This window comes from Listeria weihenstephanensis, from assembly GCF_003534205.1.
In the GTDB taxonomy this organism is placed as follows: domain Bacteria; phylum Bacillota; class Bacilli; order Lactobacillales; family Listeriaceae; genus Listeria_A; species Listeria_A weihenstephanensis.
Genome location: NZ_CP011102.1, coordinates 1,873,373 through 1,899,475, shown reverse-complemented (window position 1 = coordinate 1,899,475; position 26,103 = coordinate 1,873,373). Strand labels below are relative to the sequence as shown.

The 26,103-nt window shown below is 41.2% G+C and carries 23 protein-coding genes and 1 pseudogene; 22 read left to right on the top strand and 2 right to left on the bottom strand.

Going from position 1 to position 26,103, the window contains the following annotated elements:
• Positions 1 to 54: 54 nt before the first annotated feature.
• From UE46_RS09200 to holA, 3 genes and pseudogenes are all read left to right on the top strand, one after another.
• Positions 55 to 493, top strand: a pseudogene (locus tag UE46_RS09200) (ComE operon protein 2); the annotation flags it as partial.
• Between the two features lie 167 nt (positions 494 to 660).
• Positions 661 to 2,886 (top strand): DNA internalization-related competence protein ComEC/Rec2, encoded by a 2,226-nt coding sequence (locus UE46_RS09195; RefSeq protein WP_077912568.1) that lies wholly within the window; start codon positions 661 to 663, stop codon positions 2,884 to 2,886.
• 72 nt (positions 2,887 to 2,958) lie between these two features.
• On the top strand, positions 2,959 to 3,990 hold the full coding sequence (holA, locus tag UE46_RS09190; protein WP_036061845.1) for a DNA polymerase III subunit delta: 1,032 nt from the start codon (positions 2,959 to 2,961) through the stop codon (positions 3,988 to 3,990).
• A gap of 365 nt (positions 3,991 to 4,355) precedes the next feature.
• On the opposite strand, the gene rpsT is transcribed toward holA, so the two are convergent.
• Positions 4,356 to 4,610, bottom strand: coding sequence for a 30S ribosomal protein S20 (gene rpsT, locus UE46_RS09185; RefSeq protein ID WP_036061847.1), 255 nt, complete (start codon positions 4,608 to 4,610; stop codon positions 4,356 to 4,358).
• Between the two features lie 244 nt (positions 4,611 to 4,854).
• On the opposite strand from rpsT, the gene lepA reads away from it, so the two are divergent.
• The 16 genes from lepA to era all read left to right on the top strand — a co-directional run bounded on the left by lepA (position 4,855) and on the right by era (position 20,976).
• Positions 4,855 to 6,678: a translation elongation factor 4 gene (lepA, locus tag UE46_RS09180; RefSeq protein WP_036061848.1), complete on the top strand. Its 1,824-nt coding sequence runs from the start codon at positions 4,855 to 4,857 to the stop codon at positions 6,676 to 6,678.
• 97 nt (positions 6,679 to 6,775) lie between these two features.
• Positions 6,776 to 7,903, top strand: coding sequence for a radical SAM family heme chaperone HemW (gene hemW / locus UE46_RS09175; protein WP_036061850.1), 1,128 nt, complete (start codon positions 6,776 to 6,778; stop codon positions 7,901 to 7,903).
• A gap of 136 nt (positions 7,904 to 8,039) precedes the next feature.
• Positions 8,040 to 9,077, top strand: coding sequence for a heat-inducible transcriptional repressor HrcA (hrcA, locus tag UE46_RS09170; protein ID WP_036061851.1), 1,038 nt, complete (start codon positions 8,040 to 8,042; stop codon positions 9,075 to 9,077).
• Between the two features lie 14 nt (positions 9,078 to 9,091).
• The gene (gene grpE, locus UE46_RS09165) at positions 9,092 to 9,682 is read left to right on the top strand and encodes a nucleotide exchange factor GrpE (protein ID WP_118907565.1); all 591 of its coding nucleotides are present in this window, start codon (positions 9,092 to 9,094) and stop codon (positions 9,680 to 9,682) included.
• 59 nt (positions 9,683 to 9,741) lie between these two features.
• Entirely contained in the window at positions 9,742 to 11,583 is a 1,842-nt protein-coding gene (gene dnaK, locus UE46_RS09160; protein WP_036061852.1) for a molecular chaperone DnaK, read from the top strand.
• Between the two features lie 141 nt (positions 11,584 to 11,724).
• Complete coding sequence (dnaJ, locus tag UE46_RS09155; protein WP_036061853.1) at positions 11,725 to 12,852, top strand: molecular chaperone DnaJ; 1,128 nt, start codon at positions 11,725 to 11,727, stop codon at positions 12,850 to 12,852.
• A 69-nt stretch (positions 12,853 to 12,921) separates the two neighbouring features.
• On the top strand, positions 12,922 to 13,863 hold the full coding sequence (gene prmA / locus UE46_RS09150; RefSeq protein ID WP_036061855.1) for a 50S ribosomal protein L11 methyltransferase: 942 nt from the start codon (positions 12,922 to 12,924) through the stop codon (positions 13,861 to 13,863).
• A gap of 2 nt (positions 13,864 to 13,865) precedes the next feature.
• Positions 13,866 to 14,618, top strand: coding sequence for a 16S rRNA (uracil(1498)-N(3))-methyltransferase (locus UE46_RS09145; RefSeq protein WP_036061857.1), 753 nt, complete (start codon positions 13,866 to 13,868; stop codon positions 14,616 to 14,618).
• Between the two features lie 215 nt (positions 14,619 to 14,833).
• Complete coding sequence (gene rpsU, locus UE46_RS09140; RefSeq protein ID WP_036061859.1) at positions 14,834 to 15,007, top strand: 30S ribosomal protein S21; 174 nt, start codon at positions 14,834 to 14,836, stop codon at positions 15,005 to 15,007.
• 20 nt (positions 15,008 to 15,027) lie between these two features.
• A complete protein-coding gene (locus tag UE46_RS09135) occupies positions 15,028 to 15,474 on the top strand; it encodes a GatB/YqeY domain-containing protein (protein WP_036061861.1) in 447 nt (148 codons plus the stop codon).
• A gap of 155 nt (positions 15,475 to 15,629) precedes the next feature.
• Entirely contained in the window at positions 15,630 to 16,592 is a 963-nt protein-coding gene (locus UE46_RS09130) for a PhoH family protein (protein ID WP_118907564.1), read from the top strand.
• 38 nt (positions 16,593 to 16,630) lie between these two features.
• On the top strand, positions 16,631 to 18,802 hold the full coding sequence (locus UE46_RS09125) for an HD family phosphohydrolase (RefSeq protein ID WP_036061863.1): 2,172 nt from the start codon (positions 16,631 to 16,633) through the stop codon (positions 18,800 to 18,802).
• Positions 18,803 to 18,810: 8 nt separating this feature from the next.
• A complete protein-coding gene (gene ybeY / locus UE46_RS09120; RefSeq protein ID WP_233231020.1) occupies positions 18,811 to 19,293 on the top strand; it encodes an rRNA maturation RNase YbeY in 483 nt (160 codons plus the stop codon).
• Positions 19,271 to 19,657, top strand: a complete 387-nt coding sequence (locus UE46_RS09115) for a diacylglycerol kinase family protein (protein ID WP_036061867.1) — start codon at positions 19,271 to 19,273, stop codon at positions 19,655 to 19,657. The genes ybeY and UE46_RS09115 overlap by 23 nt, the downstream gene beginning before the upstream one ends.
• A gap of 15 nt (positions 19,658 to 19,672) precedes the next feature.
• Complete coding sequence (locus UE46_RS09110) at positions 19,673 to 20,071, top strand: cytidine deaminase (protein WP_036061869.1); 399 nt, start codon at positions 19,673 to 19,675, stop codon at positions 20,069 to 20,071.
• Positions 20,068 to 20,976: a GTPase Era gene (gene era, locus UE46_RS09105; protein ID WP_036061870.1), complete on the top strand. Its 909-nt coding sequence runs from the start codon at positions 20,068 to 20,070 to the stop codon at positions 20,974 to 20,976. Before UE46_RS09110 ends, era begins: the two co-directional genes overlap by 4 nt.
• A 64-nt stretch (positions 20,977 to 21,040) precedes the next feature.
• On the opposite strand, the gene UE46_RS09100 is transcribed toward era, so the two are convergent.
• On the bottom strand, positions 21,041 to 21,733 hold the full coding sequence (locus UE46_RS09100) for a DUF4352 domain-containing protein (RefSeq protein ID WP_118907563.1): 693 nt from the start codon (positions 21,731 to 21,733) through the stop codon (positions 21,041 to 21,043).
• A gap of 121 nt (positions 21,734 to 21,854) precedes the next feature.
• Here UE46_RS09100 and recO point away from each other — a divergent pair, with 121 nt between their 5' ends.
• The 3 genes from recO to glyS all read left to right on the top strand — a co-directional run bounded on the left by recO (position 21,855) and on the right by glyS (position 26,086).
• Positions 21,855 to 22,634: a DNA repair protein RecO gene (gene recO / locus UE46_RS09095; protein WP_036061873.1), complete on the top strand. Its 780-nt coding sequence runs from the start codon at positions 21,855 to 21,857 to the stop codon at positions 22,632 to 22,634.
• A 502-nt stretch (positions 22,635 to 23,136) separates the two neighbouring features.
• A complete protein-coding gene (gene glyQ, locus UE46_RS09090) occupies positions 23,137 to 24,027 on the top strand; it encodes a glycine--tRNA ligase subunit alpha (RefSeq protein ID WP_036062039.1) in 891 nt (296 codons plus the stop codon).
• Entirely contained in the window at positions 24,020 to 26,086 is a 2,067-nt protein-coding gene (gene glyS, locus UE46_RS09085) for a glycine--tRNA ligase subunit beta (protein WP_036061875.1), read from the top strand. Before glyQ ends, glyS begins: the two co-directional genes overlap by 8 nt.
• Positions 26,087 to 26,103 lie beyond the last annotated feature (17 nt).

Here is a 26,103-nt window from a genome sequence, read left to right as displayed (position 1 = left end):
CGAATTCTAAAAGCATATACTAAAAGCATCAACCTATAAAAAGGAGCGACAAATATGCAAAGAATAGCTTGGGATCAATTCTTTTTGGCGCAGAGCCATTTAATATCTTCTAGGAGTACATGTACACGTCTGATGGTAGGAGCAACGATTGTTCGGGACAAGCGGATTATTGCTGGGGGTTATAATGGATCGATAGCTGGTGGAGATCACTGTGATGAAGAAGGTTGCTATGTTGTAGAAGGACATTGCATTCGTACCATTCACGCAGAAATGAATGCCATCTTGCAATGTGCTAAGTTTGGTGCATCCACAGATAATGCAGAAATGTATGTGACACATTTCCCTTGTATAGCATGTTGTAAATCGATTATTCAGGCTGGAATTAAAGCGGTATACTACGCCAAAGATTACAAAAATCACCCCTATGCGATTGAGCTTTTTGAACGTGCCGATGTGATTGTTAAGAAAGTACCTTTGGATGAGCATGTGCTGAACAATACGGCCCAAATCGAGCAAACTGTGATACAGACCGTACAAGAAGTGTTGCAACAAGAGGACGTAGCTCAGGAAACGATTGCGCACCTAGAAGATAAATTGCGTCAACAATTTCTAAAATAAAATGAGGTGAGGACTATAGAACGTCTTTTTTTGACGATAACTATGGCTATTATCCTCGCTGTCTTATGTTTATCCATTTCAACAAATATTCTTCTGTTACTTGGTATTCTACTCGTTATCTCGTTTCTGTTTAAGCGATCTAAGCTAGTAGTCTTTTTCAGTCTTACCCTTGTAGCAGGAGGTTTTTTCTGGTTTTCAGACAATCAAAATAGTTCACAACATGCGGCTGGTGAACTTACAGGAACTGTTACTTTAAATGATGGTATTGTCATTGACGGGGACGCTTTTCGTGCCCAAGTTTTATATCAAGGGGAGCGATTCCAACTAAGCTATAAAATAACATCAGAACAAGAACAAAAAGAATTCATGAAGTTAAACTATGGCGACCAATTGCAAGTAGCTGGTGAATTAGAAGCTCCTGAACAAAACCGGAATAAGAATCAATTCAACTATCAAGCCTTTTTGTACCGAAAGCAAGTTCATTGGCTATTAAAAACGAATACCGTACAACCAATGGCTGGAAAAAGCACATCATGGATCTATAGTTTAAAAAATTTTCGGAAAAAACAATTGGAAAAGATCGACACAGAAATGGACCCCCAAATTGCTCCATACATCGCCTCCCTAATATATGGAGATAGAAGTTACGTGGAAACATCGGTTTATGAGAGTTACCAACGTCTTGGTGTGGTTCATTTGCTGGCGATTTCTGGATTGCACGTGAACTTAATTATCTCAGGATTATTGTTGTTACTAAGGCGCTTAGGTTTTCAAATTGAAAAAACAGCCATTATCGTAATGTGTTTATTACCGCTCTATTGTTTTATGACTGGCGGAAATGCCCCAGTTGTTCGCGCAGCAATAATGACTATTTGTCTGATGGCAGGACGATTATCACCAATACGCGTGACATCACTTCAAGCGTTATGTGCTAGTTTTATTTTAGTTTTCCTGTTCAATCCATATAGTATTTTTGAAATTGGTTTCCAACTTTCTTATGCCGTTTCATTTGCCATTATATTATCTGGCCGGAAAATTTTGCGCAAGGTATCGTCGTCTATACTCAGTTCTCTTTATATCTCGCTGATTTCTACTGTCTCAGGAATCGCTGTCATGAGCTATCATTTTTATGAGTTCTCGATTGTAGGCGTGTTTCTAAATATTATTTATGTGCCACTATTCACGTTTATCTTATTACCACTAAGTTTCTTAGCGATATTTTGTCTAAACATAGCTCCATTTTTACTTTTCATCCCGTCTGTGATTATGAAAATGGCAGTAAATATATCGGAATCACTCGCCACACTCCTACAAAAAATTCCCTTCACAACATGGATAACAGGAAGGCCAGATCAAATTTTACTGTTACTATTAATCATTTTTACCATTTACTTTTTCTATAGTTGGGAGAAAACAGGTAAAGCATATCGCTATCTGATTCCAATATGTCTATGCCTTCTTATCGGGACGATTAATATAACCGGTAAAGTATCGTTTATCGATGTTGGACAAGGTGACAGCGTTCTGATTCAATTGCCGTGGAATAAAGGAACGTATGTGATTGATGTAGGCGGGCAAATGGCTTTTGAAAAAGAAGCATGGGCGGAGCGTAAAGAGCCATTCTCCGTAGGGAAAAATATTGTGACACCAGTCTTAAAAGCCAATGGGATTTCGAAAGTCGATAAACTAATCGTGACACATAGTGATGCTGATCATATGGAAGGGCTCATTGATGTCGGAAAAGCGATCCAAATCAAGGAATTAATTTATGCAGAGGGCGCCGAAACAAAAGGTATTATGAAAAAAGCCCTTCAAGCTCTTCCAAATATCCCTGCAAAAGCGATACTATCCGGTTACAGATGGAAGAAAGGGGATGCCACTTTCCAAGTTATCAGTCCAACTAAGAAAGGCGAAGGCGGTAACAATGATTCCATCGTTATTTCAGCTCTATTAGATCAAAAAAGGTGGTTGTTTACAGGCGATATTGAGAAGGAAACAGAACAAGCCTTGTTGGAAGATCCTTTAATAAAAGCAGATATCTTAAAAGTTGGGCATCACGGTAGTAAAACATCAACCACCCCAACATTTATCGATAAAGTAGAGCCATCAATATCCATTATTTCTTGCGGTGTTGCCAATCGGTTTGGCCATCCACGTGAAGAAACCTTAGCAACCTTACGAAATTCTAATACGACCATATATCGTACAGATCTCCAAGGTGAGATTATCTACACTTTTTCGAAGGGATTTACCTTTGGGATAGAGTGATATTTGCACTTGCACAAACTTCCTTCTTGATTTACGATAGGGTAGAGATATTTAGGAAGGTGAGGGCGGTCTATGATTGCAGAATGGAAGAAAATAGAGAAGAAACAATTTGCACCTGTTTATCTAATTATTGGGACAGAGGACTATATTATTAACGAAACGAAAAAGCGCCTTGTCACAGGTATCTTAGATGCAGAAGATACAGATTTTAATTATGCGAATTTTGATTTGGAAGAAACAGCAATTGAGCAAGTTGTGGAAGAGGCAGAAACAATCCCTTTCTTCGGCGATCGGCGTCTTATTATTGCATCTAATCCAACATTTTTAACGACGGAAAAAACAAAGAGTAAAATCGAGCATCGAACGGCGAGACTAGAAGATTATTTGAACGAACCAGTGGATTATTCCATTTTAGTTTTTGTTGCGAGGGTAGAAAAACTAGATGAACGAAAAAAACTCACCAAACTAATCAAGAAACAAGCGACAATAATTGATGCGAAGCGCCCAAACGAAGCCGAATTACGAAAGTGGCTACAAGGTGTAACGGATGCCAACGAATTCCAAATGGACAACGCAGCTACAAATCGACTTATCGAACTAACAGGGGGCCAATTAACAACGGCGATGAATGAATTAGATAAACTGATGCTCTACAAACTAGATGAGCGGGCTATCCATACAACTGATGTTGAAAGCTTAGTTGTGAGATCACTTGAACAAAATATTTTCTTGCTACTCGACAAAATGATAGCTCTAGATATCAGTGGAGCACTGAGTATTTATTACGATCTCTTAAAACAAAAAGAAGAACCAATCAAAATATTGGCCCTCATTGCTAGCCAGTTCCGTTTACTGACCCAAATTAAATTATTAGAAAAACAAGGATTTAGTCAACAACAAATAGCCCAAAAATTAAAAGTTCACCCGTTTCGAGTCAAAGTAGGCGCTAGACAAGCTAAAAGTTTCTCCTATCAAGAACTAACAGCAACCTTAGAAAGACTAGCGCAAATGGACTTCGAAATGAAAACTGGCTATGGAGACAAATCTCAAAAACTAGAATGGTTCCTATTCTCCCTACAAGACCAAAGAAAACTACAACGATAGGGCTAAGAATTATTTTTAAAGGGGTAGGACAAACACCACGGTTTCAACAAATCGAGCGGAAGCGTTTGTATGCATTTAGGCCAAAGGAAGCTGGAGAGCTGCACCTATTTGTTTATGTAAGAAGTTAAGTGTAGCGAGTATTGCGTAGCCGAACCATAGAAATGAACCGCATCCTTATTCTAAAACTCCTGAAAGAACGCCTATTCGCGATGCTCGCTCATAGGCATATTGGGGCTGTAACTCACTCTGTTTCGAACAGCCCCAACAATGCGAACGATTGCCGCCGATTTACATCGCATAAGAGCTATTTCCAAGCACAAAAAAACATCACACGGGGTGCGATGCTTTTGCGGTTTTAAATCATATTATTTAGCTAGTTTTTTAGCTAAACGAGATTTATTACGTGCTGCATTGTTTTTGTGAAGTAGACCTTTGCTTACCGCGCTGTCTAATTTTTTGCTAGCTTCAACGTAAAGTTCTTTCGCGTTTTCTGCATTGTTTTCTGCAGCTTGTTCGAATTTTTTAACAGCTGTACGCATTGCAGTACGTTGAGAAGTATTACGGCTATTGCGAGTTTCAGTTGTTCTTACTCGTTTGATTGCTGATTTAATATTTGGCATTTCATTCACCTCCGCCCAAAATTATGAGGTAGTATCTATAATATATACCATACCCTTCAAAATTACACTAGAACAAATGTTATTATACCTAAAGAAAGCGGATATTGCAATATTACTTTACTAATTTATTTATTTTTTCACAAAAAAAGTCGGAAGTGATTGAAAATAGCGAGCTCTACTGATATAATCTATCTTAGCTTGCCATCGTTTTAATAAGATGAGTTCGAATTCGGGAGCTGGAGAAATGAAGAAGGAAGAAATGCTAGAAAGACAAAAGAAAATAAGAAATTTTTCGATAATAGCGCATATTGATCATGGTAAATCAACGCTTGCCGATCGTATTCTCGAAATGACGAATGCACTCACGCATCGTGAAATGAAAGCACAACTGCTCGATTCGATGGACTTGGAGCGCGAGCGGGGCATTACTATTAAGTTGAATGCTGTGGAATTATCGTATAATGCCAAAGATGGCGAAACATATATTTTTCACTTAATTGATACACCAGGGCATGTCGATTTTACGTATGAAGTATCGCGTAGTTTGGCGGCGTGTGAAGGTGCAATTCTAGTAGTAGATGCGGCGCAAGGGATTGAGGCGCAGACACTTGCTAATGTTTATTTGGCGCTAGATAATGATTTGGAAATTATGCCAGTTATCAACAAAATTGATTTGCCAGCAGCGGAACCAGAACGTGTTCGTGGAGAAATTGAAGATGTTATAGGGCTAGATGCATCGGATGCTGTACTCGCGTCTGCTAAATCGGGCATTGGAATTGAAGAAATTTTAGAGCAAGTGGTAGCGAAGATTCCAGCACCAACGGGAGATATTGATGCGCCGCTAAAAGCACTTATTTTTGATTCTGTGTTTGATGCGTATCGTGGTGTTATCGCGAATATTCGTATTATGGATGGTGTTGTTAAAGCCGGTGACAAGATTCGAATGATGGCGAATGGTCGTGAATTCGAGGTTACTGAAGTTGGTGTGTTTACGCCAAAAGCGACGCCGAGAGATCAGTTAATGGTTGGAGATGTTGGTTATTTGACGGCTGCTATTAAGAATGTTAGCGATACAAGTGTTGGGGATACGATCACACTTGCCAATAACCCAGCATCCGAGGCATTGCCAGGTTATCGTAAATTAAATCCGATGGTATATTGTGGTTTATACCCTATTGATTCGGCGAAATACAATGATCTACGTGATGCGCTTGAAAAATTAGAATTGAATGACTCGGCCTTACAATACGAAGCAGAGACATCTCAAGCTTTAGGTTTTGGTTTCCGTTGTGGGTTCCTTGGGTTGCTTCATATGGAAATCATTCAAGAGCGTATTGAGCGTGAATTTAATATCGATCTAATTACGACGGCGCCAAGTGTTATTTATCACGTGAACTTGACGGATGGATCGATGGTTGTTGTTGATAATCCAGCAGAAATGCCAGAGCAAGGTGTTATAGAGTCTGTGGAAGAACCTTACGTTAAGGCGACAATTATGGTACCAAATGATTACGTGGGTGCTGTCATGGAGCTTGCTCAAAATAAACGTGGTAATTTCATGACGATGGAGTATCTAGACGATATTCGTGTCAGCGTTATTTACGAAATGCCACTTTCTGAAATTGTGTATGACTTCTTTGATCAATTGAAATCAGGTACAAAAGGGTATGCGTCGTTCGATTATGAACTTATTGGCTACCGCGAATCTAAACTTGTGAAGATGGATATCGTGTTAAACAATGAAAAAGTCGATGCGCTTAGCTTTATTGTTCACCGTGACTTCTCGTATGATCGCGGAAAAATTATCGTAGAAAAACTAAAAGAATTGATTCCAAGACAACAATTTGAAGTGCCAATTCAAGCGGCTATTAGCACTAAGATTGTGGCGCGTTCGACGATTAAAGCGCTCCGTAAAAACGTCCTTGCCAAATGTTATGGTGGAGATGTATCGCGGAAACGGAAACTTTTAGAGAAGCAAAAAGAAGGTAAGAAACGTATGAAATCTATTGGTTCTGTAGATGTTCCGCAAGAAGCATTTATGGCAATTCTAAAAATGGATGATAAATAAGAAATGGCGAAAAAAGCGATTTTATCTTGTTCACTTTTGCAAAAAATGTGAGCGAGACAAGTTCGCTTTTTCTCCTTAATGAAGAGGGTGTATCAAGATGACGGCTGTATATATTCACATTCCTTTTTGCGAGCATATTTGTTATTACTGCGATTTTAATAAAGTTTTTTTAGAAGGGCAACCAGTGGATGAATATGTGGATTTATTAATTAAAGAAATGGAAATGGTGACAAGCAAGCATACAATGGAGCCGGTTGAGACGGTTTTTGTGGGTGGTGGGACTCCGACGACGCTTACCGAGCAACAACTGGCTAAGTTGTGTTCGGCGGTACAGCGCATTTTTCCAATGACAGAAGACGCTGAATTTAGTTTTGAAGCGAATCCTGGAGATTTAACGATCAGTAAACTGCAAGTGATGAAGGACCACGGTGTTAATCGTTTGAGTATGGGAGTCCAAAGTTTTAATAATGAGCTCTTAAAAAAAATAGGGCGTATTCATACGGTGGACGATGTTTATCAATCTGTAAATAATGCTAAGCAAGTAGGTTTTGAGAACGTTAGTATCGATCTTATTTTTAGTTTGCCAGGTCAAACGGAAGCGGATTTTGAGGATACACTGACGAAGGCACTTGACCTTGATTTGCCACATTACTCTGCCTATTCCTTAATTATCGAGCCGAAAACGATTTTCTATAATCTAATGCAAAAAGGAAAACTGATGCTTCCAGGTGAAGATGCTGAGGCGAACATGTATGAAATGTTGATGACGACGATGGAAAAACATGGCCGTAAACAGTATGAGATTAGTAATTTTGCAAAACCTGGTTATGAAAGCCGTCATAATATTGTGTATTGGAGCAACGAGCATTATTATGGTTTTGGTGCAGGCGCACATGGTTATATTGGCGAAACACGTTATTCGAACTACGGCCCCATCAAAAAATACATGCAACCGCTAGAAAATAACGAACTTCCGCTTTTTCAGCAAAAGGAATTAACCATGAAAGAAAAAATGGAAGAAGAGATGTTTCTTGGTTTGCGCAAAGTTGCTGGTGTGGATAAAATGCATTTTAAAAATAAATTTGGACAAGAACTGGATATAACATTTGGACACGCGATTGATAAGACAATCGAAAAAGGCTGGTTGGAATCAACATCAGAAAGTGTCCGTTTAACGCGAAGAGGGCGTTTTTTAGGGAATAATGTTTTTCAAGAGTTTTTATAAGAACGCTTGGTTTCAGCTAATTACTACTTTAGTCTGAAATCGAGTGTTTTTTGTTGACAGTTGGCGACCATAATGGTAAATTTATAATTGTATTTAGCACTTAAACCTATCGAGTGCTAAAAAGAGGTGATAGATTATGTTAACGGAAAGGCAATTGTTGATCTTTCGTGCCATTATCGACCATTTCATCGAGACTGTGCAACCAGTTGGATCCAAGAATTTGCTGAAGGAGAATAACTTACCATTTAGCTCAGCGACGATCCGCAATGAGATGAGCGTTTTAGAAGAACATGGCTTTATTGAAAAGACGCATTCTTCATCTGGACGTATTCCTTCTGAGAAAGGCTATCGTTTTTATGTGGATTATTTACTCGAACCGCACAAGTTGGATAAGAAAGATATCATGTCGATTCAGTCGCTTTTTTCGGAGACTTACTTTGAAATGGAGCAACTTATCCAGAAATCAGCCTTTATGTTATCGGATTTGACGAATTATACATCGATTTTACTTGGCCCAGCGTCGAAACAAAATCGATTGAGCGGATTCCGATTTGTACCAATAAATCGAAATCAAGCGATGCTAATTCTAATCACCGATCAAGGGCATATTGATAATCATGTGGTGAGTATCCCTGAAACGATGACGCCGAGTGACATGGAGCGAGTCGTTAATATTTTGAATGAGCGTTTGGTGGGACTTCCTTTGGATCAAATGAATGCTAAGATTCCAGCAGAGGTCGCAGATTTACTTCGCACCAATGTTGTGAATCACGAGTTGATGCTTTCGGTTTTGAAAGAATCATTTCAGCAAATCAGCAAAGAAAAAGTATATTTTGGTGGAAAAACGAATATTTTGAACCAACCTGAGTTTCATGATTTTGAAAAAGTTCGTGAGTTACTAAGATTGATGGATCAGGAAAAGGATGTGTATCAGCTCTTTTCTGATCTTCCAAAAGGTCTAAATGTGAAAATCGGTACGGAAATCAATAATCATTTGATGGACAATTGTAGTATTATTACTGCGACGTACAGTATCGCGAATGAGCATGTAGGAGGCATTGTCCTTCTAGGTCCGACCCGAATGGAGTACGATCGCATGATAGGTTTAGTTGATCTCGTCAGTCGGGATTTGACTACCGTTTTAACAAAGCTTTATCATGATAATCAAAAATAGAAGAGGTGACAAACGTGTCTGAGCAAAAAAACAAAAAAGAAAAAGTAGAACAAGAAATCGAAAAAGAAGCAGCAGAAGAATTGAACGCAGTGGAAGAAGAGATGGAAGTTCACAATGAAAACGTGGAGAACGAGGATGTCACGTTGACAGAAGTTGAGAAACGTTTGCTAGAAATTGAAAACAAATTAGAAGCATCTGAGGATCGTTACTTGCGCTTGCAAGCCGATTTTGAGAATGTAAAAAAACGTAATATAGCGGAGCGTACGGCGAATCAGAAATACCGTTCGCAAAGCATTGCCGAAGAGTTACTGCCGGCGCTTGATGGTTTCCAGAAAGCATTGGATACTGAAAGTGACTCAGAGCAAATGGAAGCACTTTTAACCGGTATGAAAATGGTGTATGGCCAGATCATGACGGCGCTTGAAAAGGAAGGTTTGGAAGTAATTCCCGCACTCGGCGAGCAATTTGACCCGAATTTCCATCAAGCGGTAATGCAAGATAATGATGAAACAAAAGAAAGCAATGAAATCACGATGGAGCTGCAAAGAGGGTACAAGCTGAAAGATCGCGTTATCCGCCCATCGATGGTAAAAGTAAACCAATAAAATAAAACGAGAATCCGATTGCTGTTGAGGCGGTTGGTAACAATAGGAGGAATATTATTATGAGTAAAATTATCGGTATTGACTTAGGAACTACAAACTCTGCGGTGGCAGTATTAGAAGGCGGAGAAGCAAAAATCATTCCAAATCCAGAGGGTGCGCGTACAACACCATCTGTTGTCGGCTTCAAAAACGGCGAACGTCAAGTTGGGGAAGTTGCAAAACGTGCAGCGATTACAAACCCAAACACGGTAGCATCGATCAAACGCCACATGGGTACAGATTACAAAGAAACAGTGGAAGATAAAGACTATTCACCACAAGAAATCAGCGCTATCATCTTGCAATACCTTAAAGGCTACGCAGAAGATTACCTTGGTGAAAAAGTTGATAAAGCGGTTATTACAGTACCAGCTTATTTCAATGATGCACAACGTCAAGCAACAAAAGACGCTGGTAAAATTGCAGGACTTGAAGTAGAACGTATCATCAACGAACCTACAGCAGCAGCACTTGCTTACGGTATGGACAAAACAGACAAAGACCAAACGATCCTTGTTTTTGACCTAGGTGGCGGTACTTTTGACGTATCTATTCTAGAACTTGGCGATGGCGTATTCGAAGTTCACTCAACAGCCGGCGATAACTTGCTTGGTGGGGATGACTTTGACCAAAAAATTATTGATTTCCTAGTTGCTGAATTTAAACGCGACAACGGTATCGACCTTGCGCAAGATAAAATGGCATTACAACGCTTGAAAGACGCTGCTGAAAAAGCGAAAAAAGATCTTTCTGGTGTGACAAGCACGCAAATCTCTCTACCATTTATCACAGCTGGAGAAGCTGGTCCACTTCACTTAGAAGTAACACTTACTCGTGCTAAATTTGATGAGTTAACACACGATTTAGTAGACCGCACAATTGCTCCAACTCGTCAAGCGTTGAAAGATGCGGGACTATCGGCTAAAGATATCGACGAAGTTATCTTAGTTGGTGGATCAACTCGTATCCCAGCTGTGCAAGAAGCAATCAAAAAAGAATTAGGCAAAGAGCCGCATAAAGGTGTTAACCCAGATGAAGTTGTAGCGATGGGTGCTGCAATCCAAGGTGGCGTAATCACTGGTGACGTGAAAGACGTTGTACTTCTAGACGTAACTCCACTTTCTCTAGGAATTGAAACAATGGGTGGCGTGATGACTCCACTTATCGAACGTAACACAACGATTCCAACATCGAAATCACAAACATTCTCGACAGCGGCTGACAATCAACCAGCAGTAGATATTCACGTATTGCAAGGTGAGCGTCCAATGTCAAAAGATAACAAAACGCTTGGTCGTTTCCAATTAACAGATTTGCCACCAGCACCACGTGGCATTCCGCAAATCGAAGTTTCTTTTGATATCGATAAAAATGGTATTGTAACAGTTCGCGCGAAAGATCTTGGAACTGGTAAAGAACAAAACATCGTAATCAAATCTTCTTCAGGCTTAACAGACGAAGAGATTGAAAAAATGGTGAAAGATGCAGAATTAAATGCAGAAGAAGATAAGAAAAACAAAGAAAACGCAGAACTTCGCAACAATGCGGATCAATTAGTGTTCACTGTTGATAAAACATTGAAAGAACTAGAAGGCAAAGTAGACGAAGAAGAAGTGAAAAAAGCAGAAGCGGCTCGCGATGAGTTGTCAGAAGCGCTTAAAGGCGAAGATTTCGAGGCTATCAAAGAAAAAACAGACGCGTTAAATGAAATTGTTCAAGCTCTCTCTGTAAAACTTTATGAGCAAGCAGCGGCAGAACAACAAGCAGCACAAGGCGAAAACCCTGAAGCTGGCGCAGCAAACGACGATGTTGTAGACGCTGAATTTGAAGAAGTAAACGACGATGACGCTGAGAAAAAATAAGCGCTAAAAAATAGCAGGGGAAAAGAGTCAAAGTCGAGCTGGCTTTGGCTTTTTCTCTTGGTATGTTGTTTAATTTTGAGAAAACATGTGTTACAATACGTTAAGAGAAATACGAGAAGGACAAGGAGTGAGACGCAAAAAATGGCTAAACGTGACTATTATGAAGTGCTTGGCATTTCCAAAAGCGCCTCAGCAGATGAGATAAAAAAAGCATATCGTAAATTATCGAAGCAATTTCATCCGGATATCAATAAAGATGCTGGCGCTGACGCGAAATTTAAAGAAATATCTGAAGCCTACGAAACACTAAGCGATGAATCTAAACGCGCACAATACGACCAATACGGACATGTTGACCCAAATCAAGGTTTTGGTGGAGGCGGCGGTGGATATAGCAGCCAAGGATTCGGTGGTTTTGAAGATATTTTCGATACGTTCTTCGGAGGCGGTGGTTCGGCTCGTCAAGATCCAAATGCCCCGCGTCAAGGTAGCGACCTGCAATACACGATGCGCTTGAAATTCAAGGAAGCGATTTTTGGTAAAGAAGCTGAAATCGAAATTCCTCGTGAAGAAGCCTGCGATACGTGTGACGGCAGCGGTGCAAAACCTGGAACGCATCCAGAAAAATGTTCGCACTGTGATGGGAAAGGTTCGATTAACGTTGAGCAAAATACGCCATTCGGTCGGATTGTCAATAAACGTACGTGCCAATATTGTCATGGTACGGGTAAAGAAATCAAAGAAAAATGCGACACATGTCATGGTTCAGGTCGCGTAACGAAGAAGAAAAAAATCAAACTTAAAGTACCTGCTGGTGTGGATGATGGACAGCAAATGCGCGTTGCTGGTGAAGGTGAAGGCGGCGTTAATGGAGGACCAAACGGCGATCTTTATGTTGTATTCTCCGTAACACGTGATGAATTCTTTGAACGAGAAGGTAACGATATCTATGTGGAAGTTCCAATCACGTTCGTTCAAGCAGCCCTTGGTGACGAGATTGATGTCCCAACCGTTCATGGTAAAATCCGCTTGAAAATTCCTGCTGGCACTCAAACTGGTACGACTTTCCGTTTAAGAAACAAAGGTGTTCCGCATCTTCGTGGTAACGGAACGGGCGACCAGCATGTCGTGGTTAAGATTATCGTTCCGAAAAAACTGGACGAGAAACAAAAAGAAATTCTCCGTGATTTCGCGACAACAACAGGTGATAAAGTAGATGAAAACAGTGAAGGTTTCTTTGATAAAATGAGAAGAGCTTTTAAAGGATAAAATAGATGAAAAAGGCTCAGGTATTGCGTTTTCAGTAATACTGAGCCTTTTATTTGGAGGGAATTAAAAATGAAATGGTCAGAGATTGAGATTCACTCTGTAAATGAGGCGGTAGAGCCGATTACATATGCTTTGAATGATTCGGGGGCAAGCGGTGTTTCGATCGAGGATTCTGCTGATTTGACGCGTGAACATGAGGATCGTTTTGGTGAGATTTATGATTTGCAAGCAGCAGACTATCCTGAAGAAGGCGTTATTATTAAAGCTTACTTTTTAACGACGGAGGACTTTCTAAAGATGGTTCCGGAGATCGAAGCGCGTATTCGTGGTTTGGTCGAGTTTGATATACCGCTTGGCGACTTAACTTTTCAGGTCAATGAAGTGAATGATGAAGAATGGGCGACGGCTTGGAAAAAATACTATCATCCTGTTAAAATTACGGATCGGATTACAGTGGTACCAACATGGGAAGACTACACCCCAGAAACGGAAGACGAGATGATTATCGAGCTTGATCCAGGTATGGCGTTTGGCACAGGGACGCATCCGACAACGCAATTATGTGTGCAGGCTCTTGAGAAAATCGTGAAACCAGGCGATGAAGTGATTGATGTCGGGACGGGTTCTGGCGTGCTGAGTATTGCCAGCGCAAAACTTGGTGCTAAAAGTGTCTTGGCAACGGACCTTGATGAAGTAGCGGTTCGCGCGGCGAGAGAAAATATTGCGCAGAATCATTGCGAAAAGATCGTGACAATTCAGCAGAACGACTTACTAAAAGGCATCGATCAAAAAGCAGACGTGATCGTAGCGAATATTTTGGCGGAAGTAATCGTGTTGTTCCCGGAAGACGTACACGCGGCGCTAAAACCAAATGGTATTTTTATCGCGTCAGGAATTATTGAACCAAAACGCGAAATGGTGATTGAAGCGTTAACGAAAGCTGGATTAGCGGTCTATCACGAGGAGCAAATTACGGATTGGGTAGCAATCTACGCCAAGCGAGGTGAATAAGGATGCAACGTTATTTTGTGGATGAGATAAAAGCAGAGACGGCCGTGATTACTGGGGATAATTTTCATCATATAACACGTGTGATGCGAATGAAGCTCGAGGATGAAGTCTATCTTGTCACACCAGACGAGAGAACAGCGGTAGCGGCGATTAGTGAGCTTGGCGAAGATTTTGTACGACTCAATGTGATATCATGGCTGGAGGCGTCTTCAGAGCTTCCTGTTGAAATCACGATTGCGAGCGGTTTGCCAAAAGGTGATAAATTAGAACTGATCACGCAAAAAGGAACGGAACTTGGCGCCAAGCATTTCTTGTCTTTCCCAGCGAAACGTTCGATTTCCAAATGGGACGGTAAAAAAGCGAAGAAGAAGACAGAGCGTTTAGAAAAAATCGCAATGGAAGCCGCTGAACAGTCTCATCGGAGTTTTATTCCTGATTTTGAGCATCTGGATACGTTTGCGGCCTTGCTCGAAAAGTCGGCCGCGTACGATTATGTCGTGGTTGCCTATGAAGAAAGCGCTAAAGAGGGTGAAACGGCTGCTTTAGCCACACTTTTTGGCACGATGGAAAAAGACCAATCGGTACTCGCTATCTTTGGTCCAGAAGGCGGTTTTGACGCGGAAGAAATTGCTAAACTAGAAGCTCATCATGCGCTTAAAGTAGGGCTGGGTCCACGAATTTTGCGAACGGAAACAGCACCGTTTTATTTTTTAGCAGCGGCATCTTATGCGTTTGAACTTGCTAAAAATGGGTAAAGGAAAAGAAGATTGTTAACAAACTGAAAAATAAATCGGCAAAAGTTAACGATTGCATATTGACTCGCCTCAAGGATTGGTTTATAATTTTTAGTGAGTGAATGCAAATAGTATGTGCATTACTTTGGACTCATTCACAGGCTAGTCTTGTGCGAGGTTTCCAAATAGCTTAGGGCATCCTTGTCCATTTAAGTGTCGGAGGGAGGGAAAGAGAGATGTCAAAAACAGTAGTTCGTAAAAACGAATCGCTTGAAGATGCTCTTCGTCGCTTTAAACGTACTGTTTCCAAAACAGGTACAATGCAAGAAGTTAGAAAGCGCGAATTTTATGAAAAACCAAGCGTAAAACGTAAAAAGAAATCAGAAGCAGCAAGAAAACGCAAATTCTAATCGAAGGGACGAAGTAAAGCATGAGTCTCCTTGACCAACTGAATGAGGATATGAAGCAAGCGATGCGCGCGAAAGAGAAAGAAAAGCTTTCCGTTATCCGCATGTTAAAAGCGGCTTTGCAAAATGAAGCCATTCGTCTAGGTACAGATGATCTATCTCCTGACGACGAAGTGACCATTCTTTCCCGCGAAATGAAACAACGTCGCGACTCTCTAAACGAATTCGAAAAGGCAGATCGAGCTGACCTTGTCGAGAAGTTACAAGATGAGATTGTGATTGTGGAGGCGTATTTGCCAAAACAACTTTCTGAGGAAGAAATCGCTGAAATTGTAAAAGTTACGATCGAAGAAGTTGGTGCAACATCTCCAGCCGATTTTGGCAAAGTGATGACCGCTGTTATGCCTAAAGTAAAAGGTAAAGCAGACGGAAATGCAGTCAATAAATTCGTGAAACAATATCTTTCATAAAACAAAATCAAAAGAGTCAGTTCGCTGGCTCTTTTTTTGATACGCTACATATCCATTAAATGGCTCTTGTTGCGCCGAATAATACCCAAATCCCGCGCTTTCGTGTATAATATAGTCACACACGAAGTTAATTTTAGAGTGAAGGGGTTATTTGGATGCCAACAGACCATGAAAATAAAAAGATGACACTTGCGGACGGGTTTGACGCTAGGGAACTGTTTGGAAATAATGATGCACACATTAAATTAATCGAAGACGCTTTCCAAGTACAGATCATCACTCGCGGAGAGACGATAACAATACAAGGAACGGAAGTTGATGAGGCGCATGTAGCTGCAGTTTTGGAAGCGCTAGTCAGTGTTATTTTAAAAGATATACATGTGGATGAACGAGATGTGACACAAGCTATAAAAATGGAGCAAAATGGGACTGTTGAGTATTTTGCTAGTCTCTATGATGAAGAAATAACGGTGAATGCAAAGGGAAAGATGATTCGTCCGAAAACGTTTGGTCAGCGCAAATATGTGCGCACGATTAATAAATTTGATATTGTTTTTGGAATCGGTCCTGCTGGAACTGGGAAAACGTATCTTGCGGTCGTGAAGGCTGTAGAGGCTTGGAAAAAAGGGACGGTGAACAAGATCATTTTGACGCGTCCGGCTGTCGAGGCTGGCGAGAGTCTAGGTTTTTTACCTGGGGATTTGAAAGAGAAGGTCGACCCATATTTACGCCCGGTTTATGATGCTTTGTACGATATTTTTGGCGTAGAGCATACAACTCGTTTGATGGATCGTGGGGTTATTGAGATCGCACCTCTTGCTTATATGCGTGGGAGGACACTCGATAATGCATTCGTTATTCTTGATGAAGCGCAAAATACGACGGTCGCGCAGATGAAAATGTTTTTAACGCGGCTTGGATTTGAATCGAAAATGATTGTCAACGGCGATACGACGCAAATTGATTTGCCAAAAGGTGCAACGAGTGGGCTTGTCAATGCTGAGTCGGTTTTGCGTGATGTGAAAAATATCGGTTTTGTCTATTTTGAACATTTTGATGTTGTGCGTCACCCGCTTGTTGCGGAAATCATTAAAGCGTATGAAGGAAAGTTGAAGTAGAATGAGAGAGTTTACTTTATGCATAAAAGGAGGTACGGATGAAAAATCGAAAGAAATGGATAGACTGGTATGATAAAACGGGGAAAAGGTACGTAACACCAGTTATTTTAATCTTCTTTTTCGTTGTAGCCTTTGTACTTATTTGTCAGATGGTGAAGCCGGAATCTTATAATGTGAAGCTTTTTGAAGTAGCGGAGAAAACGATTCGTTCGCCGCAAACGATTGAAGATCCAGAGAAAACGGCGGAGGAGCAAACAAAAGCTGCCGCGGACGTGGATGATGTGTATGTCTTTAACCGGGAAACGGCGCAGAATCGCGAATCGCTCATTAGCTCTTTATTTGCTTATGTGACGGAGGTAAACCGAGACGCGGCTGAAAAGGATGCGGCTAATAAAAAAGCAGCAGAGGCAGCGAATAATGCCACTCCTGCTCCAACGACGCTAGATGAGAAGCTGGCATCTTTAAAATCAAAACTATCAAAGGATGTTTCTGAGAATATCACGTCAGCACTTAGTAATACGGTTCTAACGACACTTCTACAGATGACCGTGAAAGACATACAGGCTGTTGAGAAAGAGGTCATTAGTGCTCTTGATGTCGCGATGGATCAGAGTGTTCGTAAAGATAATTTAACGGATATAAAAGTTGGTGCGCGTGATACGATTGAGCTTTCTAATTTGCCAACGAGCTATAAAGGTATTGCTAAAACGATCCTTTCCTACGCGATTGTTCCAAATGAGGTTTATAGCGCACAGCAAACGGAGGACAGGCGGAAGGAAGCCTCGGCTAATGTCGTCCCAGTGAAGATACTTCAAGGTCAGGTTGTTGTGCAGGAAGGACAAATTATTGATCGCGAAATTTATCGGCAGTTGGACTTACTACATCTATTAGATCAAAAAATGCCAATTAAACAATATGCAGGATTCGCTTTGTTGTTATTATCACTTGCGGTCATGCTATATTTCTTCACAAACAAGCAGAAAAGTCTTGATAAACCTACTAAAAATCAATATATGTTAGTTTTTTCATCGGTATATATCATTGTATTACTGATGTTACTTATCATTCGCTTTTTAGAAGGTGTTTATATCAGCAACATTTCCTTCCTGTTCCCAGCCGCGTTTGGCCCAATGATTATTAAAATCCTGCTAAACGAGAAGTTTGCCTTTATGATGACCATTTTTACGTCTGTCGCGAGTTTCTTTGTGTTCCAAAGTGATGCAACGGCAGCGGTTAACATAACGGTTCCGACATACATTTTGCTTAGTGGTCTAGCTAGTATTGTTGTTTTGCGCGATTACAGTCGACGTTCTGCGATTTTACTCTCAGGATTTATCGTAGGGCTCGCGAACACGGCTTTTGTCATTTTGCTCCTATTAATCAGTAATACAGGCCTGCTCACGCTTGCGTTTTGGGGACCTGTTGGGTATGCTTTTCTAGGCGGTGTCGGTTCCTTTGTTCTCGGGATTGGCATGATTCCACTGTTTGAAACTGTCTTTGGGATGCTTACGACCAGCCGTTTAGTGGAGTTATCGAATCCAAATCATCCATTACTTAAGAAAATTATGATGAAAGCGCCTGGAACATATCACCATAGTTTGATGGTTGCAAATTTGGCTGAAGCTTGTGCGGACGCCATTGGTGCGAACAGTTTGCTAGTGCGTGTTGGTTGTTTTTATCACGATATTGGGAAAACGCTCAGGCCGCCTTACTTTGTAGAGAATCAGCTGCAAGGAATTAATCCGCATGACCGCTTGACGCCAGAGCAGAGTCGCGATATCATTATTGCGCATACGACGGATGGTGCTGCGATTTTGCGTGAGAATCATTTCCCGCAACCGATTATTGATATTGCGCTGGAACATCACGGTACGACGCTTGTGAAGTATTTTTATTACAAAGCGAAGGAAGAAAATCCAGACGTGAAGGAAGCCAATTTCAGATATCCAGGGCCAAAACCGCATACGAGAGAAATTGCGATTATTAATATTGCGGATAGCGTTGAGGCAGCGGTGAGATCTTGTGATGCGCCGACGAAAGAGAAAATTAAAGCGATTGTTGACAGTATCATTGAAGATCGAATAAAAGATAAACAGTATGTCGAATGCGATATTACGTTTCAAGAAATAGAAGTGGTGCGTGCAACTCTGTGCGCCACGCTGAATGGAATTTATCATCAACGGATTCAATATCCTGCGGAAGATAAGTGAGGAGGTAAATAATGACTTTAGATCTTGCTATGATGGATGAAACAGAGGAACTATCACAAGAGGCGCTTGAATTGGTCGAGGATTTACTACAATTCGCGGCTGAAAAATTGGAAATTCAAGATGAAAGCGAACTTGCGGTAACGTTTGTTGAAAATGCGCGAATTCAAGAGATTAACCGAGAGTATCGGGATAAAGATCAGCCGACAGATGTGATTTCGTTTGCCCTAGAAGAATTGGGTGAAGGAGAAGTAGAAATTGCTTGGGATGCGGATATGGCGGCACCTCGTATTTTAGGGGATATCGTTATATCGACGGAACGGGCGTTAGAACAAGCGGACGAGTACGGGCATGGATTCGATCGCGAACTTGGTTTTCTAGCGTTACACGGCCTGCTGCACCTCTTAGGCTATGATCATATCGAGCCTGCGGATGAAGACGAGATGTTTTCATTACAAAGAGAAGTGTTGAATGCCTATGGACTCGAAAGATAAAGTAGTAGCTTCGGGTAACCGGCGTTTCAGAAAATCATTTATTCATGCCTTTACAGGGATTAAAACAGCTATTTTAGAAGAGCGCCACATGCGTGTTCACATTACAGCTGGAATGATTGTCATTATTTGTGGTGTATTTTTCAAAGTGACAAAAGTAGAATGGTTATTTCTGATCTTTTCCATTTTTAACGTGTTGGCGTTTGAGATGATTAATACAGCGATAGAACGTGCGGTGGACGTGGCGACAGAAGAATTTCACCCCTACGCAAAAAAAGCGAAGGACGTTGCAGCAGGCGCAGTTTTGCTCGCTGCGTTATGTTCTGCCGTCATTGGACTTATTATTTTTATACCAAAATTATTTTAAAAGGAGCTTTTTGAGATGAAAGAAAATAATTTAATTGATTTAGCGAAACAAGCACGTGAAAATGCGTACGTGCCATATTCTAAATTCAAAGTTGGCGCAGCGCTTGTGACAACGGATGACGAGGTCGTGCTTGGTTGTAACATCGAGAACGCGTCGTACGGCTTAACTAACTGTGCGGAAAGAACGGCGATTTTTAAAGCAGTGTCAGAAGGTAAACATACTTTCAAAAAATTGGTGGTCGTGGCTGATACTGAAGGTCCCGTTGCTCCTTGTGGCGCTTGCCGTCAAGTTATCAGCGAATTTTGCGCACCAGAAATGCCAGTAGTTTTAACAAATATGAAAGGTGATACTGTGGAAGTGACTGTTTCCGAACTACTTCCAGGCGCCTTTACTCCGGGGGATCTTAAAAAATGAGTGACGTTTTCAAGTCAGGTTTTGTGGCAATTGTCGGCCGTCCTAACGTAGGAAAATCGACGTTATTAAATCAAATTATTGGGCAAAAAATCGCGATCATGAGTGACAAAGCCCAAACAACACGCAATAAAATCCAAGGTGTGTACACAACGAATGATGCGCAAGTCGTGTTTATCGATACACCGGGGATTCATAAACCAAAGCATAAATTAGGCGATTTCATGGTACGCGTAGCACTAAATACGTTCCGAGAAGTGGATATGATTTTCTTTGTGATCGACGCGGAAGCAGGTTACGGTCGCGGCGATGAATTCATTATCGAAAAACTGAAAAGAGTAGAGGAAACACCAATTTTCCTATTGATTAATAAAATTGACCTCGTTCAACCAGAAGCATTGTTGGACTTGATCGCAAAATATAGCGAGTTGCTTGATTTTGAGGAGATTGTTCCGATTTCGGCGCTTCAAGGTAACAATGTTGAGACCTTACTTGTGGAAACAACGAAGCATTTAGCGGAAGGTCCGATGTATTATCCAGAAGATCAGATTACGGATCATCCAGAGCGCTTTATTATCGGCGAGCTGATTCGTGAGCAGGTTTTGAAATTTACGCATGAAGAAGTACCACATTCCGTTGCGGTCGTTATCGAAGGCATTGAAACAAATCCCGAGACGCAAAAACTGCATATTATGGCACAAATTATCGTAGAACGCAGCACGCAAAAAGGTATTTTGATTGGGAAGCAAGGCCAGATGCTGAAGCAAATCGGGATGCGCGCGCGGAAAGAGATCGAACTTTTATTAGGATCGAAAGTGTATTTGGAAATCTGGGTGAAAGTGCAAAAAGGCTGGCGTGATAAAGAGCATTATTTGCATGACTTTGGTTTTGATCATGACGAGAGTTAAGACGTATTAATGAAATAAAAACAGAACCGACTCTAAAAAGTCCGTTCTGTTTTTATTTACCGTCTTATTTTACCGCGCCACTCCATGACACATCATAAAGCGCCACATGAAACGGTCCATCCCCGTAAACATCAAAGTAAACGGTCTTCGTTACTTTCGTTCCCGGTTTTACAATCTCGCGCCAGTCTTCTTTGTACGCGTTATCGCCCTCGGCACCAGTGTTATCATAAATCAAGAAATCGTCAGCGTAATAAGTAGCTGATCGCGTGCCTTTATTTTCGATAGTGACGGTTGCTTTCACGTAATAACCCGCCATTGGACTGTCTAAATCTGTGTCACCAGGCCATTTTTCTAGCTTCGTAACATTGATCCAGACGTTATCCTCGAATTCAGCTACTTGGCCAACTTTGTAGGTGATATAGTCATCTGCGTAGTAACCTTCGTCTTCACTATATTCCTCAGAACCATCATAAGGATCATCTTCGCCGTTCGTATCATCGTAGTTCGAACCATCCATTAAATCGTCGTACATCATGGAATGGTTGCCCATCATCGAATAATCGGATGAAAGGCCGCTAAAAGCGATTCCTACAGCAAATACGCCGCAAAAAATAATACCAAGAAAAGCAGAAGCGGAAGTCATGATCGCGCCAGGCCATTTATTTTTCCTAACAATGAGTAGGATAACACCAACAACGAGGGCGACAAAACATAAAAATAAGAAAAAAACTGTAAAAACAAGCAATGCTGTGATCATCTGAAACGCTCCTTTTATATCTTAATATTACCATTGTACAATAGCGCACGCATTAAATAAACGAAAATTTATCTTTTTTTCAAAATGATGTTGTATAATGGAGGTTAAGGAGTGAAACGAAATGGAAAAATGTGAAGGAATTGTCATCCGAACGACCGATTACCGAGAATCTGATAAAATTGTCGTTATCTACTCCCGAGAATACGGTAAAATTGGTTTAGTCGCTCGTGGCGCGAAGAAAACGAAGAGTAGACTCGCTGGTGTGACGCAACTTTTCACAAATGGTGTCTTCACTTTTTATCCGAATCGAGGGTTAGGAACGCTACAACAAGGCGAAGCGATTACTTCTTTTTCATCGATTCAAACGGATATTTTTCTAACGGCGTATGCGACCTATGCTTGTGAATTGTTAGATAAAGCGACAGAGGAACAGCAAGCGAATGGCTATTTATATGAACTTTTTTATCAAATTATTCATCATATTGATGAGGGATACGATCCGCAAGTATTGACGCAAATTTTTGAGATGAAGATGTTGCCGGTTCTAGGTTTATACCCGACGATGGATAAGTGCGCGATTTGTGGGCAGACAGAGGGGCGATTTGATTTTTCGGCGTATTCGAATGGTTTGGTGTGTCACCGCTGTTTTGAGCGTGATAGATATCGTTTACACTTGTCGGAAAACGTCGTGAAATTATTGCGTTTATTTTATATTTTTCAGTTGGATCGCCTTGGAAATATCAGCGTAAAACAAGAGACGAAAGAGCAGTTGCAGCGCGCGATTGACACGTATTACGAGCAGTATTCTGGCCTGTATTTGAAGAGCAAGAAGTTCCTTAATAATATGAAGAATTGGGATGAATTATTAAAAACGAAGCCGGAAAAAGAAGATGGCGATTGACTTTTCACTCGAAATGCGGTAAATTTTAAGATATGAACAATAGGTGCAGTGACGGAAAACTAGTATTAAAAAGCTCTTTTCAAAGCGAGTTCGGAGATGGTGGAAGCCGAACGTGAATCTTTTTAAGAAGGCCCTCCCGAGCACGAACGAAATCAAGGTGGGATTTGAGAGTACCCTTTCGTGAGATGCAAGGCTATGAAACGCCCGACTGGTTTTTATTTTTTAAATGGGTAGGACGTAAAACATGGCTTTACACAAATCGAGCGAAAGCGTTTGTATTCCAACGATTCCGTGGAATCCGGAAGCGGAGTGTACGATTGTACATGAGAACCGGAAGTCCGCGGAATCGTTGGTATGCGAGCGCTTGTCGCCGATTTACACCGGGTATGATCTATCCAAGTAGGGTGGAACCGCGAGATACTCTCGTCCCTATGCTTTTCTTTTTTTAGGAGGCATAGAGACGAGGGTTTTTATATGCCTAAAATTTATGGAGGTGGATTTGATGAATTTACAAACGATGATCCGAACGTTACAAGATTATTGGTCTGAACAAGGTTGTATTATGTTGCAATCCTATGATGTGGAAAAAGGTGCGGGAACAATGAGCCCGTATACATTTTTAAAAGCGATTGGTCCGGAGCCGTGGAAAGCGGGTTATGTGGAGCCTTCTCGTCGTCCTGCTGATGGTCGTTATGGGGAAAATCCGAACCGTTTATTTCAGCATCACCAATTTCAAGTTGTTATGAAGCCGTCACCTGATAATATTCAGGAGTTGTATTTAGGATCGCTTGAAAAGCTTGGAATTAACGCGTTGGAGCATGATATTCGATTTGTTGAGGATAACTGGGAAAATCCATCGCTTGGTTGCGCGGGTCTTGGTTGGGAAGTTTGGCTGGATGGCATGGAAATCACGCAGTTTACGTACTTCCAGCAAGTCGGTGGATTGGAATGTTCGCCTGTTACTTCTGAAATCACATACGGTTTAGAGCGCTTAGCTTCTTATATTCAAGAAAAAGAAAATGTATTTGATTTGGAGTGGACAGAAGGCATTTCGTATCGCGATATTTTCTATCAAGCAGAGTATGAGAACTCGAAATATGCGTTTGAGACGTCGAATGGCGACATGTTGCTATCGCTTTTTGATACGTATGAGCGTGAAGCGGGTCGTCAAATGGAAGAGGGACTTGTTTTTCCAGCGTATGATTATGTGTTGAAATGCTCGCACACGTTTAACTTGCTCGATGCAAAAGGTGTGGTTTCAGTGACGGAACGCGCGCAGTATATTGCTCGAATTCGGAACTTGGCGCGTCGCATTGCGAAGACATTCTACAATGAGCGTGAAAAACTTGGATTCCCACTAATGAAAAATAAGGAGGGCGCAGATCATGAGTAAAGATTTTCTATTGGAAATTGGTTTAGAGGAGATGCCAGCGAAATACATTACTGCGTCTGTCAAACAACTACAAGAACGTATTGAAAAATGGCTTGCAGAAAATGATTTGGAATATAAAACGACAGAAGTCTATTCAAGCCCGCGTCGTTTATCAGTGATCGTGAAGGATTTAGCTGAAAAACAAGCAGACCGCGTGGAAGAATCGAAAGGCCCAGCTAAAAAGATCGCAAAAGATGCAGACGGTAACTGGTCAAAAGCGGCACAAGGTTTTGCGAGAGGTCAAGGTGTTGATCCTGAAACGCTGGAATTCCGGGAAATTAATGGTGTCGAATATATTTATTTGGAGAAAGAAGTAAAAGGTGCAGCGACGATGGACTTACTGCCAGAGATGCGCCAAATCATTACTTCGATGACGTTCCCTGTTAGCATGCACTGGGCAGACTATGATTTGAAATATATTCGTCCGATTAAATGGTTGATCGCGCTGTTCGGTGACCAAGTGATTCCATTTGAAATTACGAATGTAGCGACTGGAAATGAAACACGTGGACATCGATTCTTGGGTGGTTCTGTGACGATTACGAATCCGGCTGATTATGAAGAAACACTTTTGAGCCAGTTTGTTGTTGCGGATGCATCGAAACGAAAAGCGGCGATTGTGAGCCAAATTGAGGAAATCGAAGCGGTAGAGAACTGGAAGATTCCTGTTGACGCGGGTCTTTTGGAAGAGGTTAATAATTTAGTAGAATATCCGACGGTCCTGCACGCTACTTTTGATGAGGCGTATTTGGAGTTACCTGAGGAAGTTCTGATTACGACGATGAAGGAGCACCAACGTTATTTCCCTGTGGTTGACGAGGCTGGCAAATTGCGACCGTACTTTATCACCGTTCGAAATGGAAATCATGAACACCTAGAAACAGTTGCGAAAGGTAACGAAAAAGTATTGCGAGCGCGCTTATCTGATGCGGATTTCTTCTATCAAGAAGATCTGAAAATCACGATTGACGAAGCTGTTGCGAAATTGAATAATATCGTTTTCCACGAAAAATTAGGAACATTGACGGAAAAAATGATTCGTGTGAAGAAGGTAGCGCTGATTATTGCAGAACAATTGAACATGACCGATGCACAAAAAGGGAAGATTGCGCGCGCTGTGGATATTTATAAATTTGATTTAGTGACGAATTTAGTCGGTGAGTTTCCTGAATTACAAGGAATCATGGGTGAAAAATATGCATTACTACAAGGTGAAGATGCGGAAGTGGCGACGGCGATTCGGGAGCACTATATGCCAACATCGGCGGACGGTGAGTTGCCACAAAGTGACATCGGTGCTTTGCTTGCAGTTGCTGATAAATTGGAAACATTGACTGGATTTTTCTGTGTGAATATCGTGCCTACTGGTTCGGCGGATCCGTTTAGTTTACGTCGCAGTGCGCTAGGAATTATGCGTATTATTCAAGCGAAAAACTGGGATATAAGATTGCTTTCTGTATTAGCGGATACGGTCGAAATTGAGCGTGCTGAAGGCTTGAATACAATCCCAAGTGAAGAAGTTTTCGAGCAGGTAGAATTATTCTTGCAAAATCGATTACGTGCAATTCTTTCTGATCAGCAAATTCGCCATGATATTATTGATGCGGTGGTTAAGGCGGGCAGCAATGTTGTACCCGAGTTAATCGAACGTGCGGAGTTGCTGAATAAAAATCGCGATGCGGAGTGGTTCCGTCCAACAATGGAAGCTCTTGCGCGTGTTGTTAATATTTCTAAGAAGCATCAAGGTAATGTAACTATTGATCCCGGTCTTTTCGAAAATGAGTCAGAACAGCAGTTATTTGATGCCGTTCAGAAGTTGAAAAAAGAGTATCCAACCTTGATTATTGTCGATAGACTGCGAGCTTTTGCGGCGTTACGGACAGCGATCGATGCTTACTTTGAGAATACGCTTGTGATGAGTGATGACGAAGCCGTGCGAAATAATCGTCTGGCGTTATTGTTTGAACTGGCGAGTTTTATTAAGGAATTTGCTCAAATCGAAGAAATAAACGTGAAATAAGAACGAGAAACTTTTTA